The sequence below is a fragment of the Mycobacterium sp. NGS56 genome (genome assembly GCF_059812425.1).
This window is the reverse complement of record NZ_JCALCQ010000001.1, coordinates 1,564,685-1,579,994: the sequence shown is the minus strand read 5'-3', so window position 1 is coordinate 1,579,994 and position 15,310 is coordinate 1,564,685. Positions and strand designations below refer to the sequence as shown.

Annotated in this window: 13 protein-coding genes and 2 riboswitches; of the genes, 8 read left to right on the top strand and 5 right to left on the bottom strand. The window is 66.2% G+C overall.

Annotated features, from left to right (window positions below):
* The first annotated feature begins 33 nt into the window (after positions 1 to 33).
* Positions 34 to 1,365, top strand: coding sequence for an aspartate aminotransferase family protein (locus AC5Y4F_RS07245; protein ID WP_499995732.1), 1,332 nt, complete (start codon positions 34 to 36; stop codon positions 1,363 to 1,365).
* 10 nt (positions 1,366 to 1,375) lie between these two features.
* Entirely contained in the window at positions 1,376 to 2,377 is a 1,002-nt protein-coding gene (locus tag AC5Y4F_RS07240; protein ID WP_499995730.1) for an SMP-30/gluconolactonase/LRE family protein, read from the top strand.
* A gap of 6 nt (positions 2,378 to 2,383) precedes the next feature.
* Here the strand turns inward: AC5Y4F_RS07240 and AC5Y4F_RS07235 are convergent, their stop codons facing one another.
* Complete coding sequence (locus AC5Y4F_RS07235; protein WP_499995810.1) at positions 2,384 to 2,617, bottom strand: hypothetical protein; 234 nt, start codon at positions 2,615 to 2,617, stop codon at positions 2,384 to 2,386.
* 310 nt (positions 2,618 to 2,927) lie between these two features.
* On the opposite strand from AC5Y4F_RS07235, the gene dacB1 reads away from it, so the two are divergent.
* The 4 genes from dacB1 to AC5Y4F_RS07215 all read left to right on the top strand — a co-directional run bounded on the left by dacB1 (position 2,928) and on the right by AC5Y4F_RS07215 (position 6,964).
* Complete coding sequence (gene dacB1, locus AC5Y4F_RS07230) at positions 2,928 to 4,094, top strand: D-alanyl-D-alanine carboxypeptidase DacB1 (RefSeq protein WP_369829661.1); 1,167 nt, start codon at positions 2,928 to 2,930, stop codon at positions 4,092 to 4,094.
* 5 nt (positions 4,095 to 4,099) lie between these two features.
* A complete protein-coding gene (locus AC5Y4F_RS07225) occupies positions 4,100 to 5,452 on the top strand; it encodes a sugar porter family MFS transporter (protein ID WP_499995729.1) in 1,353 nt (450 codons plus the stop codon).
* A complete protein-coding gene (gene nagA, locus AC5Y4F_RS07220; RefSeq protein WP_067929931.1) occupies positions 5,443 to 6,576 on the top strand; it encodes an N-acetylglucosamine-6-phosphate deacetylase in 1,134 nt (377 codons plus the stop codon). Before AC5Y4F_RS07225 ends, nagA begins: the two co-directional genes overlap by 10 nt.
* Positions 6,575 to 6,638, top strand: a riboswitch (guanidine-III (ykkC-III) riboswitch). (Overlaps the previous gene by 2 nt.)
* An 11-nt stretch (positions 6,639 to 6,649) precedes the next feature.
* Positions 6,650 to 6,964, top strand: coding sequence for a DMT family transporter (locus AC5Y4F_RS07215; protein WP_067929929.1), 315 nt, complete (start codon positions 6,650 to 6,652; stop codon positions 6,962 to 6,964).
* Here AC5Y4F_RS07215 and yhjD read toward each other — a convergent pair.
* Together yhjD and trpS are read right to left on the bottom strand one after the other, a co-directional pair.
* Positions 6,961 to 7,998: an inner membrane protein YhjD gene (yhjD, locus tag AC5Y4F_RS07210; protein WP_499995727.1), complete on the bottom strand. Its 1,038-nt coding sequence runs from the start codon at positions 7,996 to 7,998 to the stop codon at positions 6,961 to 6,963. The genes AC5Y4F_RS07215 and yhjD overlap by 4 nt on opposite strands.
* A gap of 24 nt (positions 7,999 to 8,022) precedes the next feature.
* Entirely contained in the window at positions 8,023 to 9,042 is a 1,020-nt protein-coding gene (gene trpS, locus AC5Y4F_RS07205; RefSeq protein ID WP_067929927.1) for a tryptophan--tRNA ligase, read from the bottom strand.
* A gap of 173 nt (positions 9,043 to 9,215) precedes the next feature.
* On the opposite strand from trpS, the gene ephH reads away from it, so the two are divergent.
* Positions 9,216 to 10,013 carry an epoxide hydrolase EphH gene (gene ephH, locus AC5Y4F_RS07200; RefSeq protein ID WP_067929977.1) on the top strand — a complete coding sequence of 266 codons (798 nt, stop codon included), beginning with the start codon at positions 9,216 to 9,218 and terminating at the stop codon, positions 10,011 to 10,013.
* Here ephH and AC5Y4F_RS07195 read toward each other — a convergent pair.
* The gene (locus AC5Y4F_RS07195; RefSeq protein WP_067929926.1) at positions 10,006 to 11,235 is read right to left on the bottom strand and encodes an NADP-dependent isocitrate dehydrogenase; all 1,230 of its coding nucleotides are present in this window, start codon (positions 11,233 to 11,235) and stop codon (positions 10,006 to 10,008) included. The genes ephH and AC5Y4F_RS07195 overlap by 8 nt on opposite strands.
* A 27-nt stretch (positions 11,236 to 11,262) precedes the next feature.
* Complete coding sequence (locus tag AC5Y4F_RS07190; RefSeq protein ID WP_499995725.1) at positions 11,263 to 13,497, bottom strand: NADP-dependent isocitrate dehydrogenase; 2,235 nt, start codon at positions 13,495 to 13,497, stop codon at positions 11,263 to 11,265.
* Positions 13,498 to 13,648: 151 nt separating this feature from the next.
* Positions 13,649 to 13,770, top strand: a riboswitch (SAM riboswitch).
* Positions 13,771 to 13,932: 162 nt separating this feature from the next.
* Here AC5Y4F_RS07190 and AC5Y4F_RS07185 point away from each other — a divergent pair.
* Entirely contained in the window at positions 13,933 to 15,303 is a 1,371-nt protein-coding gene (locus AC5Y4F_RS07185; RefSeq protein WP_499995724.1) for a bifunctional o-acetylhomoserine/o-acetylserine sulfhydrylase, read from the top strand.
* Positions 15,304 to 15,310: the final 7 nt, after the last annotated feature.

The following is a 15,310-nucleotide window of genomic DNA, read 5'->3' as shown; positions in this document are numbered from 1 at the left end:
CGCCATCGAACCGAGCGCTAGGCTCCACACGAGATGACAGATCACCTCTGGCTGCACTTCGCCCGGCACGGCCCGAACATCACGCCGCCGATCATCACCCGCGGCGAGGGTGTCACCATCTTCGACGACCGCGGCAACAGCTACCTCGACGGCCTGTCCGGACTTTTCACCGTGCAGGTCGGGCACGGCCGCACCGAACTCGCCGATGTCGCCGCCCGGCAGGCAGGCACGCTGGCGTTCTTTCCGCTCTGGGGCTACGCGACTCCCCCCGCGATCGAGCTCGCCGAACGCCTCGCCGGCTACGCGCCCGGCGATCTGAACCGGGTCTTCTTCACCACCGGCGGCACCGAGGCCGTCGAAACCGCGTGGAAACTGGCTAAGCAATATTTCAAGCTCACCGGCAAACCCGGTAAGCACAAGGTGATTTCGCGCGCGATCGCCTACCACGGCACCACCCAGGGCGCCCTGGCGATCACCGGGCTGCCCCGTTTCAAGGCGCCGTTCGAGCCGGTGACGCCCGGCGGATTCCGAGTGCCCAACACCAACTTCTACCGTGCGCCCGAGCCCTTCGGCACCGACCCGAAGGCCTTCGGGCAGTGGGCCGCGGACCGGATCGCCGAGGCAATCGAGTTCGAGGGCCCCGACACCGTTGCCGCGGTGTTTCTGGAGCCGGTGCAGAACGCGGGTGGCAGCATCCCGCCTCCCCCAGGCTATTTCGAGCGGGTGCGCCAGATCTGCGACTCCTACGACGTGCTGCTGGTCTCCGACGAGGTGATCTGCGCGTTCGGCCGGATCGGGTCGATGTTCGCCTGCGACGACTTCGGCTACGTGCCCGACATGATCACCTGCGCCAAGGGTATGACGTCGGGTTACTCGCCGATCGGCGCCATGATCGCCAGCGAGAGATTGTTCGAACCGTTCAATGACGGCGCCACCACGTTCCCACACGGGTATACCTTTGGCGGCCACCCGGTTTCGGCGGCCGTCGGGCTGGCGAACCTCGACATCTTCGAGCGTGAGAGCCTCAACCACCACGTCCGAACCAACGCGCCCGCGTTGCGCGCCACCCTGGATAAGCTCTACGACCTGCCCATCGTCGGCGACGTGCGCGGCGAGGGTTTCTTTTACGGCATCGAACTCGTCAAGGACAAGGCGACCAAGCAGACGTTCACCGACGACGAACGCGGGCCGCTGCTCACCCGAGTCGGTGCGGCGTTGTTCGAGGCCGGGTTGTACTGCCGCACCGACGACCGGGGCGATTCGGTCATCCAGCTGGCGCCGCCGCTCATCAGCGGCCAGGCCGAATTCGATACCATCGAAGCCATCCTGCGCATCGTGCTCGCCGACGAGTCCAAGCGCATCTAAAGTCCTGGGCATGGCCCAAAAACCCCGTATAAACCCGGTGCGGTGGCAGCCACCGCCGGTCGAGGAATTGCCCGGCATGCCGGCGCCGCGCGTCACCGTCGTCCCGCTGCCCGGCAACGGTCCCGAGGACGTCGTCGTCGACGCGGCCGGCCAATTGTGGACCGGCCTCGAGGACGGGCGCATCGTGCGGATTGCGCCCGGGGACAAACCCGCCGTCGTCGCCGACACCGGCGGACGGCCACTCGGCCTGCACGTCGCCCGCGACGGACGGGTCCTGATCTGCGATAGCCATCGCGGGTTGCTCGCGCTGGACCCGGACCACGGCACGCTGGACGTGCTTGTCGAATCGGTCGCCGGCAGACGGCTCAAATTCTGCTCCAACGTCACCGAAACACCCGACGGGACAATCTATTTCACCGAGTCGACGAGCGACTTTCATTTCGAGCACTTCACCGCCCCCATCGTGGAGGCACGCGCAACCGGGGGCTTGTTCCGGCTCGGCACGGACGGCACCGTCAGCACGCTGGCCGACGGGCTGTACTTCGCCAATGGCCTGACGCCCACGGCCGACGGGTCGGCGCTGGTCTTCGCCGAAACCCAGGCGCGCCGGCTGTCCAAGTACTGGCTGAGCGGGCCGCAGGCCGGATCGGTGACGCCGTTGGCGGTGCACCTGCCCGGCATGCCCGACAACCTGTCCACCGGCGCCGATGGGCGCATCTGGACCGCGATGGTGAGCGAAGCGAATTCGTCGCTGGAATGGATGCTGCCGCGCGCCCCGATCATCCGCAAGCTGGTGTGGCGACTGCCCGCGCGGCTGCAACCGCAGATCAAGCCAGAGGTCTGGGCGGTCGCGTTCGATCCGGACACCGGTGCGGCCGTCGCCGGCCTGCGCACCCGGCATCCGGAGTTCGGCTCCGTCACCGGCCTGGTCGAGGCGGACGGCAAGCTGTGGATGAGCACGATCAGCTTCTCGGCGCTGGCCCACGTGGACCTGGCGGCCACCGCGCTGTAAGCCTCGCTAGCCGCCGGGCACCCGCCTGACCGCGTCGGCGGCCATCACCACCTCGCGGGCGTGCGTGGCGGTCGGGTTGTGCCCGAATCGCGACACGGCGTTGCACAACCATGCCAGCGCCGACCGCAGCTCCGGGTCGGTGGCGGCGTCGCGGTGCAGCGTCAGCTCCGCCAACACCTGGTCGAACCCGGAACGCCGTACCTGCGTTGCCTTCTCGACCTGCTTGAGCAGATCGGTCAGCGCGCGAACACCGGGCGCAGCGCCGCCACTATTCCGCCGCCAGGCGGACCAAAACCGATCGCGTGAAATGGCAAAACTCCTGGAAATCAGGTGCGGTCGGTGGCTTCGAAATGACCGCGCGCCCAGCCTATCGCCGCTTTGCCGACACCGCCCAGTAACTTCCGCCTCACCAGTCACAGCGCGGCTCCTCGGATTCGGGCCGCCGATCGCTTACTGTGCACAGACGATGACCCTGTTACGTTCCGCATCATGCCTGGCAGCGGCACTTTTCCTAACGGCCGCCCCGGTCACGTTGGCAGCACCGGCGAACATGCCGCTCGCAAAGGCCGAACCCGGCGCCGAACCCGGCGCCGCGCCGGCTAACTGCCCGTTCAAGGTGAACACCCCGCCCGCGGTGGACTCGTCGGAGGCTCCTACCGCCGGTGACCCGCCGATCCCGCTGGCGGTGCCCGCCAGGCCCGTCGGCGGTGACGCACTGGGCAGCTGCGGCATCGTCGTCGCACCGAACACGCCGCCGCTGCCCAACGACGTCTCTGCCGACGCCTGGCTGGTGGCGGACCTGGACAGCGGCGCGGTCATCGCGGCCAAGGACCCGCACGGACGGCACCGCCCGGCCAGCATCATCAAGGTGCTGGTCGCGATGGCCTCCCTCAACGCCCTCAACCTGAACAAGTCGGTCCCCGGAACCGCCGACGACGCCGCCGCCGAGGGCACCAAGGTCGGCGTCGAGGAGGGTGGCGTCTTCACCGTCAACCAACTGCTGCACGGGCTGCTGATGCACTCCGGCAACGACGCCGCCCACGCGCTGGCCATGCAGCTGGGCGGCATGCAGCAGGCGCTGGAGAAGATCAACCTGCTGGCCGCCAAGCTCGGGGGCCAGGACACCCGGGCCGCGACGCCGTCGGGGCTGGACGCGCCCGGCATGAGCACCTCCGCCTACGACATGGGGCTGTTCTACCGCTACGCCTGGCAGAACCCGACATTTGCCGACATCGTCGCGACGCGGACGTTCAACTTCCCCGGCCACGGCGACCACCCGGGCTATGAGCTGGAGAACGACAACCAGCTGCTCTACAAATATCCCGGTGCTTTGGGCGGCAAGACCGGCTACACCGACGACGCGGGCCAGACGTTCGTGGGCGCGGCCAATCACGACGGGCGACGCCTGATGGCGGTGCTGCTACACGGGACGCGGGTGCCGATCGCCCCATGGGAACAGGCTGCACACCTGCTGGACTACGGCTTCTCCACCCCGCAGGGCACACAGGTCGGCTCGCTGATCGCTCCCGACCCATCCCTGGCGCCGGCCAAGCACGACGCCGCGGACCCGCTCGCCAATAACGCCGCGGCCGGCGGGATCATCGCATCCGCGGACGCCATGCCGATCCGGGTGGGCGTGGCGGTGATCGGCACCATCGTGGTGTTCACGCTGATCATGATGGCCCGCTCGCTGAACCGCCGACCGCAACATCGCTGAGCGCCGTGGCAAGCGGATCGCTGCGCGGACTGCAGGTCGGGCTGACCGCGGCCAGCGTGGGCGTCATCTACGGCTACGACCTGTCCATCATCGCCGGGGCGCAGTTGTTCGTCACCGAGGACTTCGGGCTGTCCACCCGCCAGCAGGAACTGCTGACGACGATGGTGGTGATCGGTCAGATCGCCGGGGCGCTGGGTGCCGGCGTGCTGGCCAACGTGATCGGGCGAAAAAGGTCGGTGGTGCTGATACTGGTCGGTTACGCCGCTTTCGCTCTGCTGGCCGCGTTCTCGATCTGTATGCCGATGTTGCTGACGGCGCGGTTGCTGCTGGGGCTGACCATCGGCGTGACGGTGGTGGTCGTCCCGGTCTACGTGGCGGAATCGGCACCGACGGCGGTGCGCGGTTCGCTGCTGACGGCCTATCAGCTGGCGATCGTCAGTGGCCTGATCCTGGGCTATCTGACCGGCTACCTGCTGGCGGGCACCCACAGCTGGCGCTGGATGCTGGGGCTGGCCTGCCTGCCCGCAGTATTGTTGCTGCCGTTGGTGATTCGGATGCCCGACACCGCCCGATGGTACGTGCTGAAGGGCCGGACGGACGACGCCCGGCGGGCACTGTTGCGAGTCGAGCCCACCGCGCAGGTGGACGACGAGCTCGCCGAGATCGGCCGCGCGTTGAGCGAGGCCTCGCCCGGGGCCGGGGGCGGTTTCTCCGAAATGCTGCGGCCCCCATACCTGCGGGCCACCGCCTTCGTGGTCGTCCTCGGCTTCTTGATCCAGATCACCGGCATCAACGCGATCATCTATTACAGCCCCCGCATCTTTCAGGCCATGGGCTTCACCGGCAATTTCGCGCTGTTGGGGCTGCCGGCGCTGCTTCAGGTCGCCGGGTTGGCGGCCGTCGGCGCTGCGCTGCTGTTGGTCGATCGGGTGGGCCGGCGGCCAATCCTGTTGTGCGGCACCGCCATGATGATCGTCGCCGACGTCGTGCTGATGGCGGTGTTCGGGCGAGGTCTGGGCGGCACGATCGTGGGGTTCGCCGGGATCTTGCTGTTCATCTTCGGCTTCACCATGGGTTTCGGCTCCCTGGGCTGGGTGTACGCCAGCGAAAGTTTCCCGTCCCGGTTACGCTCGATCGGGTCGAGCACCATGTTGACCTCCAATCTGGTGGCTAACGCCATCATCGCCGCCGTCTTCCTGAGCCTGCTCCATTCACTGGGCGGCGCAGGTACTTTCGCGCTGTTCGCGGTGCTCGCGGCGGTCGCGTTCGTCTTCGTGTACCGGTACGCGCCGGAAACCAAAGGCCGCCAGCTCGAGGACATCCGCCACTTCTGGGAGAACGGCGGCAGATGGCCGTGATCGCGGCGGGCACCATGGTGCTCGACGGTCAGGTGTGCAGTCCAGGGTGGCTCCAGACCTCCGGCGGACGGATCGCGGCGTGCGCGTCGGGCCCGCCAACCCGCGCGGCCGACTTCGACTTCCCCGATTGCACCGTGGTACCGGGTTTCATCGACATGCATGTGCACGGTGGTGGGGGTGCGTCCTACACCGACGCCGACGGCATCGACGACGCCGCCGCGTTTCACCTGCGTCATGGCACCACCACCACGCTGGCCAGCCTGGTCACCGCCTCGCCGCCCGACCTGCTGGGCGGGGTGCGCGCGCTCGCCGAAGCCACCGGGCGGGGCGCCGTCGCGGGCGTCCACCTGGAGGGGCCGTGGCTGAGCCGGGCGCACTGCGGAGCACACGACGCCACCCAGATGCGTGATCCGGACGCGGCGGAGATCGACGCGGTGCTGGCCGCGGGCGACGGCACGATCCGGATGGTGACGCTGGCACCCGAGCTACCCGGCGCCGACGCCGCGATCCGGCGTTTCGTGGACGCGGGAGTCGTTGTCGCGGTGGGACATACCGATGCCAGCTACGAACAGACCACGGATGCCATCGCGCTGGGCGCCACGGTGGGCACGCACCTGTTCAACGCGATGCCGCCGCTGCACCATCGCGAGCCCGGCCCCGCGCTGGCCTTGCTGCGCGACCCGCGAGTGACCGTCGAGGTGATCGCCGACGGCGTGCACCTACACCCTGACGTGGTGGCGGCGGTGATCGAGTCAGCGGGTGCGGACCGCGTCGCCACGATCACCGACGCGATCGCCGCCGCCGGTCGCACCGACGGCGCGTTTCGGCTCGGCGCGGTGCCCATCGATGTCGTCGCCGGTGTCGCACGGGTGCACGGAACATCGACGATCGCGGGCAGCACCGCCACCATGGATCGGCTGTTCCGCACGGTGCATGCCGATGCCGGCCTGGCCACCGCGGTGCAGACGACCGCCGCGACGCCGGCGCGGGCACTCGGGCTGCAGCGGGTGGGCGTTCTGCGCACCGGCTACGACGCCGATCTTGTTGTGCTGGATCAACGTCTGGGCGTATCGGACGTCATGGTGCGCGGCGCCTGGCGCGGCCAACCGTTGGAGGCTTGTTAACATCTAGCCCGTCAGCACCGGACGAGGGGCCCCGTACCCGGCCAGCGACAAGACGGCGCCGTGGAGGTGAGTGATGGCCTGGCTCGTCTTGATTGCGTCGGGGATCTTAGAGGCCGTGTGGGCGAGCGCCCTGAACAAGTCCGGCGGCTTCTCCCGGCTCGGGCCGTCGCTGGTATTCCTTGTCGCCCTGGCTTTTTCGATGACCGGACTGGCGATCGCCATGCGCACCCTGCCGGTCGGAACCAGTTATGCGGTCTGGGTCGGCGTCGGGGCGGTGCTCACGGTCGGCTACGCGATGCTGATCGGCGACGAACCGGCGTCGTTGATCAAGCTGGTGTTGATCGGAGGGATCATCGCCTGCCTCGCAGGCCTGAAGCTGGTCGACTAGCGATCGCGGCGGGTCAAGCGGGCGATGCGGGAAACTGTCAGCGCACCAACGGCTCCCAGCGCCATGGCGGTCAGCGTCTGGCGGGTATTGAGGCCCTCGTCCATCTGCACGCGTGGCGCGATGATCGCCGGGGCCGGAGGCGCGACGGGTCGGCGGCGCGGATCCTTGGAGGCAGTCGCCGCCCACGCGGTGCAGAACAGGACGAGATACGCCGTGATGTAAGCGAACACCATCAGCCCCAGCACCGGGCCGAATGCCGCGCCCGCCGGGCTGCGCAGCACCGTCCGCAGATAGATGGAGGCGACCTGTTTGAAGACCTCGAACCCGATCGCCGCGATCAGCCCGGCCCGCATCGAATCGACGAGGCTGACCTTTTCGCGGGGCAGGCGGGCGATCATCCAGGTGAACAGCAGCCACGACACCAGCGTCGCGATCAGGATCGAGAATAGCGAGAAGAGCCAGTCGAACACGACAAACTGTGGTATCCCAAGCCATCTCAGCAGCGCAGCCATGGGTGCGGCATGGCCGACGGTCGTCAGCGCGACGGTGGCCACGATGATCGCGAACGTCCCCAGCATCGCCAGCAGATCGGAAAACTTGTTGTGCACGAAGCCCGGTGACTCGATCTGTTCGTCCCACCACATCTCCGTCAACGCCTGGCGCAGGTGCGATATCCAGCCCAGTCCAGCCCACACGGCGGTGGCCAAACCGATCACACCGACCGACGTGCGGGCGTCGATGGCCGAGTTCATCAACTCGTGCAGCTGATTGCCCAGCGTGCCGGTCACCTGGGAACGGATGTGGTCGTCGATGGTGCTCAGCAGCTGCGGACGGCGCGCCAACACGAACCCGAAGATCGCGAAACCGACCATGAGCAAAGGAAACAACGCGAAAATCGTGTAATAGGTGAGGCCGGCCGCGAAGAACCCACCGTTGCGCTCATCGAACCGTTGGTAGGCGCGAATCACGTGATCGATCCACTCGTGTCGGGCCCGCAACCGATCGAATACGCCCGCCTTGGCCGGCTCGCTCATCGTACGGCTCCAATTGGAAGCAAGTCATCCTCGTTGCGCAAGGAACCCTAGTCGATCGTAGACCCGCCGAACGGTTTTTCCGGCCACATCCTCAGCGCGCTGCGCGCCGGCCGCGAGCACCCCCTCCAATTCGGCTGGGTCGGCGAGCAATTCGTCGACGCGGGCCTTGATCGGACTGACGAACTCGACGACCGCCTCGGCGGTTTCCTTCTTCAGGTCGCCGTAACCCCGTCCGGCGTAACCCGCGACGAGTTTGTCGACGCCAACGCCCGTGACCGCCGACTGGATGCTCAGCAGATTGGACACACCCGGCTTGGCGTCGGTGTCGAAGCGGATCTCACGCTCGCTGTCGGTGACCGCGGAGCGAATCTTCTTCGCGGACGCTGCGGGATCGTCGAGCAGGTTGATCAGCCCCGCATCGCTGGCAGCGGACTTGCTCATCTTCGTCGTCGGGTCTTGCAGGTCATAGATTTTGGCGGTGACCTTGGGTATCAGCAGGTCGGGAACCACGAAGGTGTCGGGGAACCGGCTGTTGAACCGCTGCGCCACGTCGCGCGCCAGCTCGAGATGCTGACGCTGATCTTCCCCCACCGGCACCAGCTCGGCGTCGTAGGCCAGTACGTCGGCGGCCTGCAGAACGGGGTAGGTGAACAACCCCACGGTGGTGGAGTCGGTGCCTTGGCGCAGCGACTTGTCCTTGAACTGCGTCATCCGCGACGCCTGCCCGAAGCCGGTGAAGCAGCCGAGCACCCAGGCCAGCTGGGAGTGGGCGGGCACATGGCTCTGCACGAAGATGGTGCTGCGGGCGGGGTCGATACCCAGCGCCAGGTACTGGGCGGCTGTGACCAGGGTCCGGCGACGCAGCGCCTCGGGATCCTGAGGGACGGTGATGGCGTGCAGGTCGACCACGCAAAAGAAGGGCTCGTGATCGTCCTGCAGCGCGACCCACTGGGTGATGGCACCCAAAGCGTTTCCCAGGTGAAGCGAATCGGAGGTGGGCTGCACGCCGGAGAAAATCCGGCGGGATCCAGTAGCGGTGCTCATGATGCACCGATCTTTTCACGGGAAGCCGCTGGGCCTGCACAGACGGGTGCGCCCGGACACCGCTCGCTTGCGGTACCGGCGGTACCGCATTTAATGTCGGCGGTATGGGGAGTAGCAAGGGGAGCACCTTGGGCACGCGGCCCGCGATTCACCTCGGTTCGGGTGAGCCGGTCCTGTTGCTGCACCCGTTCCTGCTGTCCCAGGCGGTATGGGACGACGTCGCCCGGCTGTTGGCCGACACCGGGCGGTACGAGGTGTTCGCCCCGACGATGGCCGGCCACAACGGCGGGCCGCCGGCCGGTACCTGGTTCCTGTCGTCCGCGGTGCTGGCCGACCACGTGGAACGCCAAATGGACGAACTGGGCTGGAAGACCGCGCACATCGTCGGCAACTCGCTGGGCGGTTGGGTCGCGTTCGAATTGGAGCGGCGCGGTCGGGCCCGCAGCGTCATGGGCATCGCCCCGGCCGGCGGATGGACCCGGTGGAGCCCCGCCAAGTTCGAGGTAATCGCCAAGTTCATCCTCGGCATTCCGCTGCTGGTGTTGGCCGCGCTGTTCGGCCCGAAGGTGATGCGCCTTCCGTTCAGCCGCCGGCTGGCCACGTACGCGATCAGTGCCTCCCCGGACGGAGTCAGCGACTCACAACTGCTCGGCTGCATCGACGACGTCGCCCACTGCCCCGCCTACTTCCAGCTGCTGGTCAAGTCGCTGCTGTTGCACGGCCTGCAAGAACTGGCCGAAAACGAAGTCCCGGCACACCTGGTGATCTGCGAGAAGGACCGGATTGTGCCCGCACCCAGGTTCAGTCGGCATTTCACCACTCACTTGCCCGACGACCACCAGGTGACCAAGCTCGACGGCGTCGGACACATCCCCATGTTCGAGGCGCCCGAGCGCGTCACCGAACTGATCATCAACTTCCTCGATGAGTGCAACTCGGCGAGCCGGGGCGCCAACCCATCGGCTAGTTAGCCAGTTTCTTTTCCAGGTTCTCGGCGATCGAGTTGAGAAACTCCTCGCTGTGCTGCCATTTCTGGTCGGGGCCGATGAGGATGGCGAGATCCTTGGTCATCTTCCCGCTCTCCACGGTGGACACCACGACGTTCTCCAGCGTCTGCGCGAACCCCGTCACCTCGGGGGTGTTGTCCAGCTTGCCGCGGTGCGCCAGTCCGCGCGTCCAGGCGAAGATCGAGGCGATCGGGTTGGTCGAGGTCGGCTTGCCCGCCTGGTACTGGCGGAAGTGCCGGGTGACGGTGCCGTGCGCGGCCTCGGCCTCGACCGTCTTGCCGTCGGCGGTCATCAGCACCGACGTCATCAGCCCGAGTGAGCCGTAGCCTTGCGCGACGAGGTCCGACTGCACGTCGCCGTCGTAGTTCTTGCAGGCCCATACATACCCGCCCTCCCATTTCAGGCAGGCCGCAACCATGTCGTCGATCAACCGGTGCTCGTAGGTCAATCCCTCGGCCTCGAACTGGTCTTTGAACTCCTCGTCGTAGACGCGCTGGAACTCGTCTTTGAACATGCCGTCGTAGGCCTTGAGGATGGTGTTCTTGGTGGACAGGTACACCGGCCACTTGGCGTTCAGCCCGTACTGCAACGAGGCGCGTGCGAAGTCCCGGATGGAGTCCTTGAAGTTGTACATCCCCATCACGACGCCGCCGTCCTCAGGGATGGACACCACCTCGTGCACCATCGGCTCACCGCCGTCGGCGGGGGTGAAAGTGATTGTCACGGTCCCGGGTTGGTCGACCTCGAAGTTGGTCGACCGATATTGGTCGCCAAAAGCATGTCGGCCGATGACGATCGGCTTGGTCCACCCGGGTACCAACCGCGGCACGTTCGAAATCATGATGGGCTCGCGAAAGATGGTGCCGCCCAGAATATTCCGGATTGTCCCGTTGGGCGAGGGCCACATCTGCTTGAGATTGAACTCCTGGACGCGGGCCTCGTCGGGGGTGATGGTCGCGCACTTGACACCGACGCCGTGCTTCTTGATGGCGTTGGCCGCGTCGATGGTCACCTGGTCGTCGGTGCGATCGCGCTGCTCGATACCCAGGTCGTAATAGTCCAGATCGATGTCGAGGTACGGCAGGATCAGCATGTCCTTGATCATCTTCCAGATGACGCGCGTCATCTCATCACCGTCGAGCTCCACGACGCGGCCTTTGACCTTGACCTTCGCTTCGCCTGCCATGTCAAGCCCAGCTTCCTGCTCGGGGGTCTAGCCTGTCGAAGCCGCTAGCGCCTCATTGAAGGTCTTGCTCGGGCGCATGATCGCCGTCGTCTTCTCTGTGTCCGGGTAGTAGTAGCCGCCGATGTCGACCGCCTGTCCCTGGGCTTCGGCGAGCTCGGCCACGATGGTGTCCTCGTTTCTGCTCAACGATTCGGCCAGCGCGCCGAAGTGCTTGCGCAACTCGTCGTCGTCGGATTCCGCAAGCGCCTGCGCCCAGTACAGCGCCAGGTAGAACTGGCTACCACGGTTGTCGAGTTCACCGGTCTTGCGCGACGGGCTCTTGTTGTTCTCCAGCAGCTTGCCGATGGCGGCATCCAGCGTCTTGCCCAGAAGCTTCGCGCGCTCGTTGTCGGTCTTGATCCCGATGTCTTCGAAACATGCTCCGAGAGCAAGGTATTCACCCAGGGAGTCCCAGCGCAAATGGTTCTCCTCGACGAGCTGGTGGACGTGTTTGGGCGCCGAACCGCCGGCGCCGGTTTCATACATTCCACCGCCGGCCATCAGCGGCACGATGGACAGCATCTTGGCGCTGGTGCCCAGCTCCAGGATCGGGAACAGGTCGGTGAGGTAATCGCGCAGGATGTTGCCGGTCGCTGCGATGGTGTCCTGGCCGCGCATCGCGCGCTCGATCGTGTACCTCATGGCCCACACCTGCGGCATGATCTGGATCTCCAGGCCCTCGGTGTCGTGTTCCTTCAGGTAGGCCTTGACCTTCTTGCGCAGCTCGACCTCGTGCGGCCGCTCGGTGTCCAGCCAGAACACCACCGTCATGCCGGAGTTGCGCGCCCGGGTGACCGCGAGCTTGACCCAGTCGCGGATCGCCGCATCCGTGACGATGGGCATGCGCCAGATGTCACCCTCCTCGACGTTCTGGGTCAGCAGCACCTCCCCGCTGTCGAGGTCGACGATGTTGGCGACGCCGTCCTCCGGTATCTCGAACGTCTTGTCGTGCGAGCCGTACTCCTCGGCCTGCTGCGCCATCAGGCCGACGTTGGGCACGGTGCCCATGGTCGTCGGGTCGAACTGTCCGTGGGTTTTACAGAAGTTGATGATCTCTTGGTAGATACGGGAGAAGGTGGACTCGGGGTTGACGGCCTTGGTGTCCTTCTGCCGCCCGTCGGCGCCCCACATCTTGCCGCCCGCGCGGATCATCGCCGGCATCGACGCGTCCACGATCACGTCGCTGGGCGAATGGAAGTTGGTGATGCCCTTGGCGGAATCGACCATGGCCAGCTCGGGGCGATGTTCGTGGCAGGCGTGCAGGTCCCGGATGATCTCCTCGTGCAGCGACGCGGGCAGTGACTCGATCTTGTTGTAGAGATCGACCAACCCGTTGTTGACGTCGACGCCGAGTTCGTCGAAGAGCTCCTGGTGCTTGGCGAAGGCGTCCTTATAGAAGATCTTGACGGCGTGGCCGAACACGATGGGGTGCGACACCTTCATCATCGTCGCCTTGACGTGCAGCGAGAACATCACACCCGTCTCGTAGGCGTCCTGCATCTGTTCCTCGTAGAACTCGACCAGGGCCTTCTTGCTCATGAACATGGAATCGATGACGTCGCCGTCGCGCAGCTCGACCTTTCCCTTGAGCTCGAGGGTCTGTCCGCCCTTGGTCTCCAGCACCATCTTCACGTTGCGCGCGTGGTCCAAGGTCATCGACTTCTCACCGTGATAGAAGTCGCCGTAACGCATCGTCGCGACGTGAGTGCGCGAGGCCGGTGACCAATCCGCCATGCTGTGCGGGTGCTTGCGGGCATATTCCTTGACGGCCTTGGGCGCACGTCGGTCCGAATTGCCCTGTCGCAGTATCGGGTTGACAGCGCTGCCTAGGCATTTGGCGTAGCGTGCGCGGATCTCCTTGTCCTCGTCCGTCTTTGGACTTTGCGGAAAGTCCGGGATTTTGTATCCCTTGCCCTGCAGCTCCTTGACGGCGGCGATCAGCTGGGGAACCGAGGCGCTGATGTTCGGCAGCTTGATGATGTTGGTGTCGGCGAGCTCTGTCAGCCGGCCGAGTTCACCCAAGTTATCCGGTACCCGCTGCTCTTCGGTCAGATGATCGGGGAACTCCGCCAGAATCCGGGCGGCCAGGGAGATGTCGCTGGTCTTGATCTCGATGCCCGCCGGCTCGGCGAAGGCGCGCACGATCGGCAGGAACGCGTACGTCGCCAGCAGCGGCGCTTCGTCGGTCAGTGTGTAGATGACGGTCGGCTGTTCGGCGCTCACGATCCCTCTCCCGGCGGCAATGATGGGGTTGAAATTTTGGGGGCTCAGCGTTCTGACTGCCACGTTATCAAGGGTGTTTGGACAGGTGTCGAGCTGCAGGTGCACCGCGATAGTTGGCACCGACTCGGCACAGTAAGATAACCTTCGTATTGGTCATGAGCGCCAGCATCAAGCCCCGGCTTGCTGGCCGGCAACCCTCCAACCGCGGTGGGGTGCCCCGGGTGATGACCAGGTTGAGTAGCCACACAACCGGCTATCCGGCAAGCGCGGGTCCGCCATGACGGGCCCCTGAGTAGACAGGGCAACGTGATGTGCATTCTCCTGGGCTTTCCGCGTCTCTTCGTGTGTCGCTGCTAACCCACCGCGCCGGATGACGCCCATCCCGGCGTCCCGGCCGTCGATCAGCAGATTCCCTACCAGCAGAAAGCAAAACCCGTGACCTCCGACAACGCCGATCACGACGCCGACCCGACCGCAAATTGGTCGTTCGAGACCAAGCAGGTGCACGCCGGCCAGCAACCGGACACCGCCACCAGCGCCCGAGCCCTGCCGATCTACCAGACCACGTCGTACACCTTCGACGACACCACGCACGCCGCCGCCCTGTTCGGGCTGGAAGTGCCGGGCAACATCTACACCCGCATCGGCAACCCGACCACCGACGTCGTCGAGCAGCGCGTCGCCGCGCTCGAGGGCGGGGTGGCCGCGCTCTTCCTGAGCTCAGGCCAGGCCGCTGAGACCTACGCCATATTGAACCTGGCTTGTGCCGGCGATCACATCGTCTCGAGCCCGCGGCTCTATGGCGGGACGTACAACCTGTTCCACTACTCGCTGGCCAAGCTCGGCATCGAGGTCACCTTCGTGGAGGACCCCGACGACCTGGATTCGTGGCAGGCCGCGGTCCGGCCGAACACCAAAGCCTTCTTCGGTGAAACGATCTCCAACCCGCAGATCGATGTGCTGGACATCCCCGGCGTCGCGCGGGTCGCACACGCCAACGGTGTCCCGCTGATCGTCGACAACACCATCGCCACGCCATACCTGATCCAGCCGTTCTCCCACGGCGCCGACATCGTCGTGCACTCCGCCACCAAGTACCTCGGCGGGCACGGCTCGGCCATCGCCGGGGTCATCGTCGACGGCGGCACCTTCGACTGGACGCAGGGCCGCTTCCCGGGATTCACCACCCCCGATCCGAGCTACCACGGCGTGGTGTTCGCCGAGCTCGGTCCGCCCGCCTACGCGTTGAAGGCGCGCGTGCAACTGCTGCGCGACCTGGGTTCGGCCGCTTCGCCGTTCAACGCGTTCCTGGTCGCCCAGGGCATCGAGACGCTGAGCCTGCGCATGGAGCGCCACGTCTTTAACGCGCAGCGCGTGGCCGAGTACCTGGCCGCCCACCAGGGCGTGGTGTCGGTCAACTATGCGGGCCTGCCCAGCTCACCCTGGCATGATCGGGCAAAGAAGTTGGCGCCCAAGGGAACCGGCGCGGTGCTGGCCTTCGAGCTGGACGGCGGCGTCGAGGTCGGCAAAGCGTTCGTGAACGCGCTAAGGCTGCACAGCCATGTCGCCAACATCGGCGACGTGCGCTCGCTGGTGATCCACCCGGCGTCCACGACACACGCCCAGCTGAGCCCGAAGGAACAGCTGAGCACCGGCGTCAGCCCCGGGCTGGTGCGCCTGGCCGTGGGCATCGAGGGCGTCGACGACATCCTCGCCGACCTGGAGCTCGGCTTCGCCGCGGCACGCAAATTCGGTGCGGCGGCACAGGCCTCGGGCACCGATCCGCAAGCCGTGGCGGCGTTTTGAGGGCACC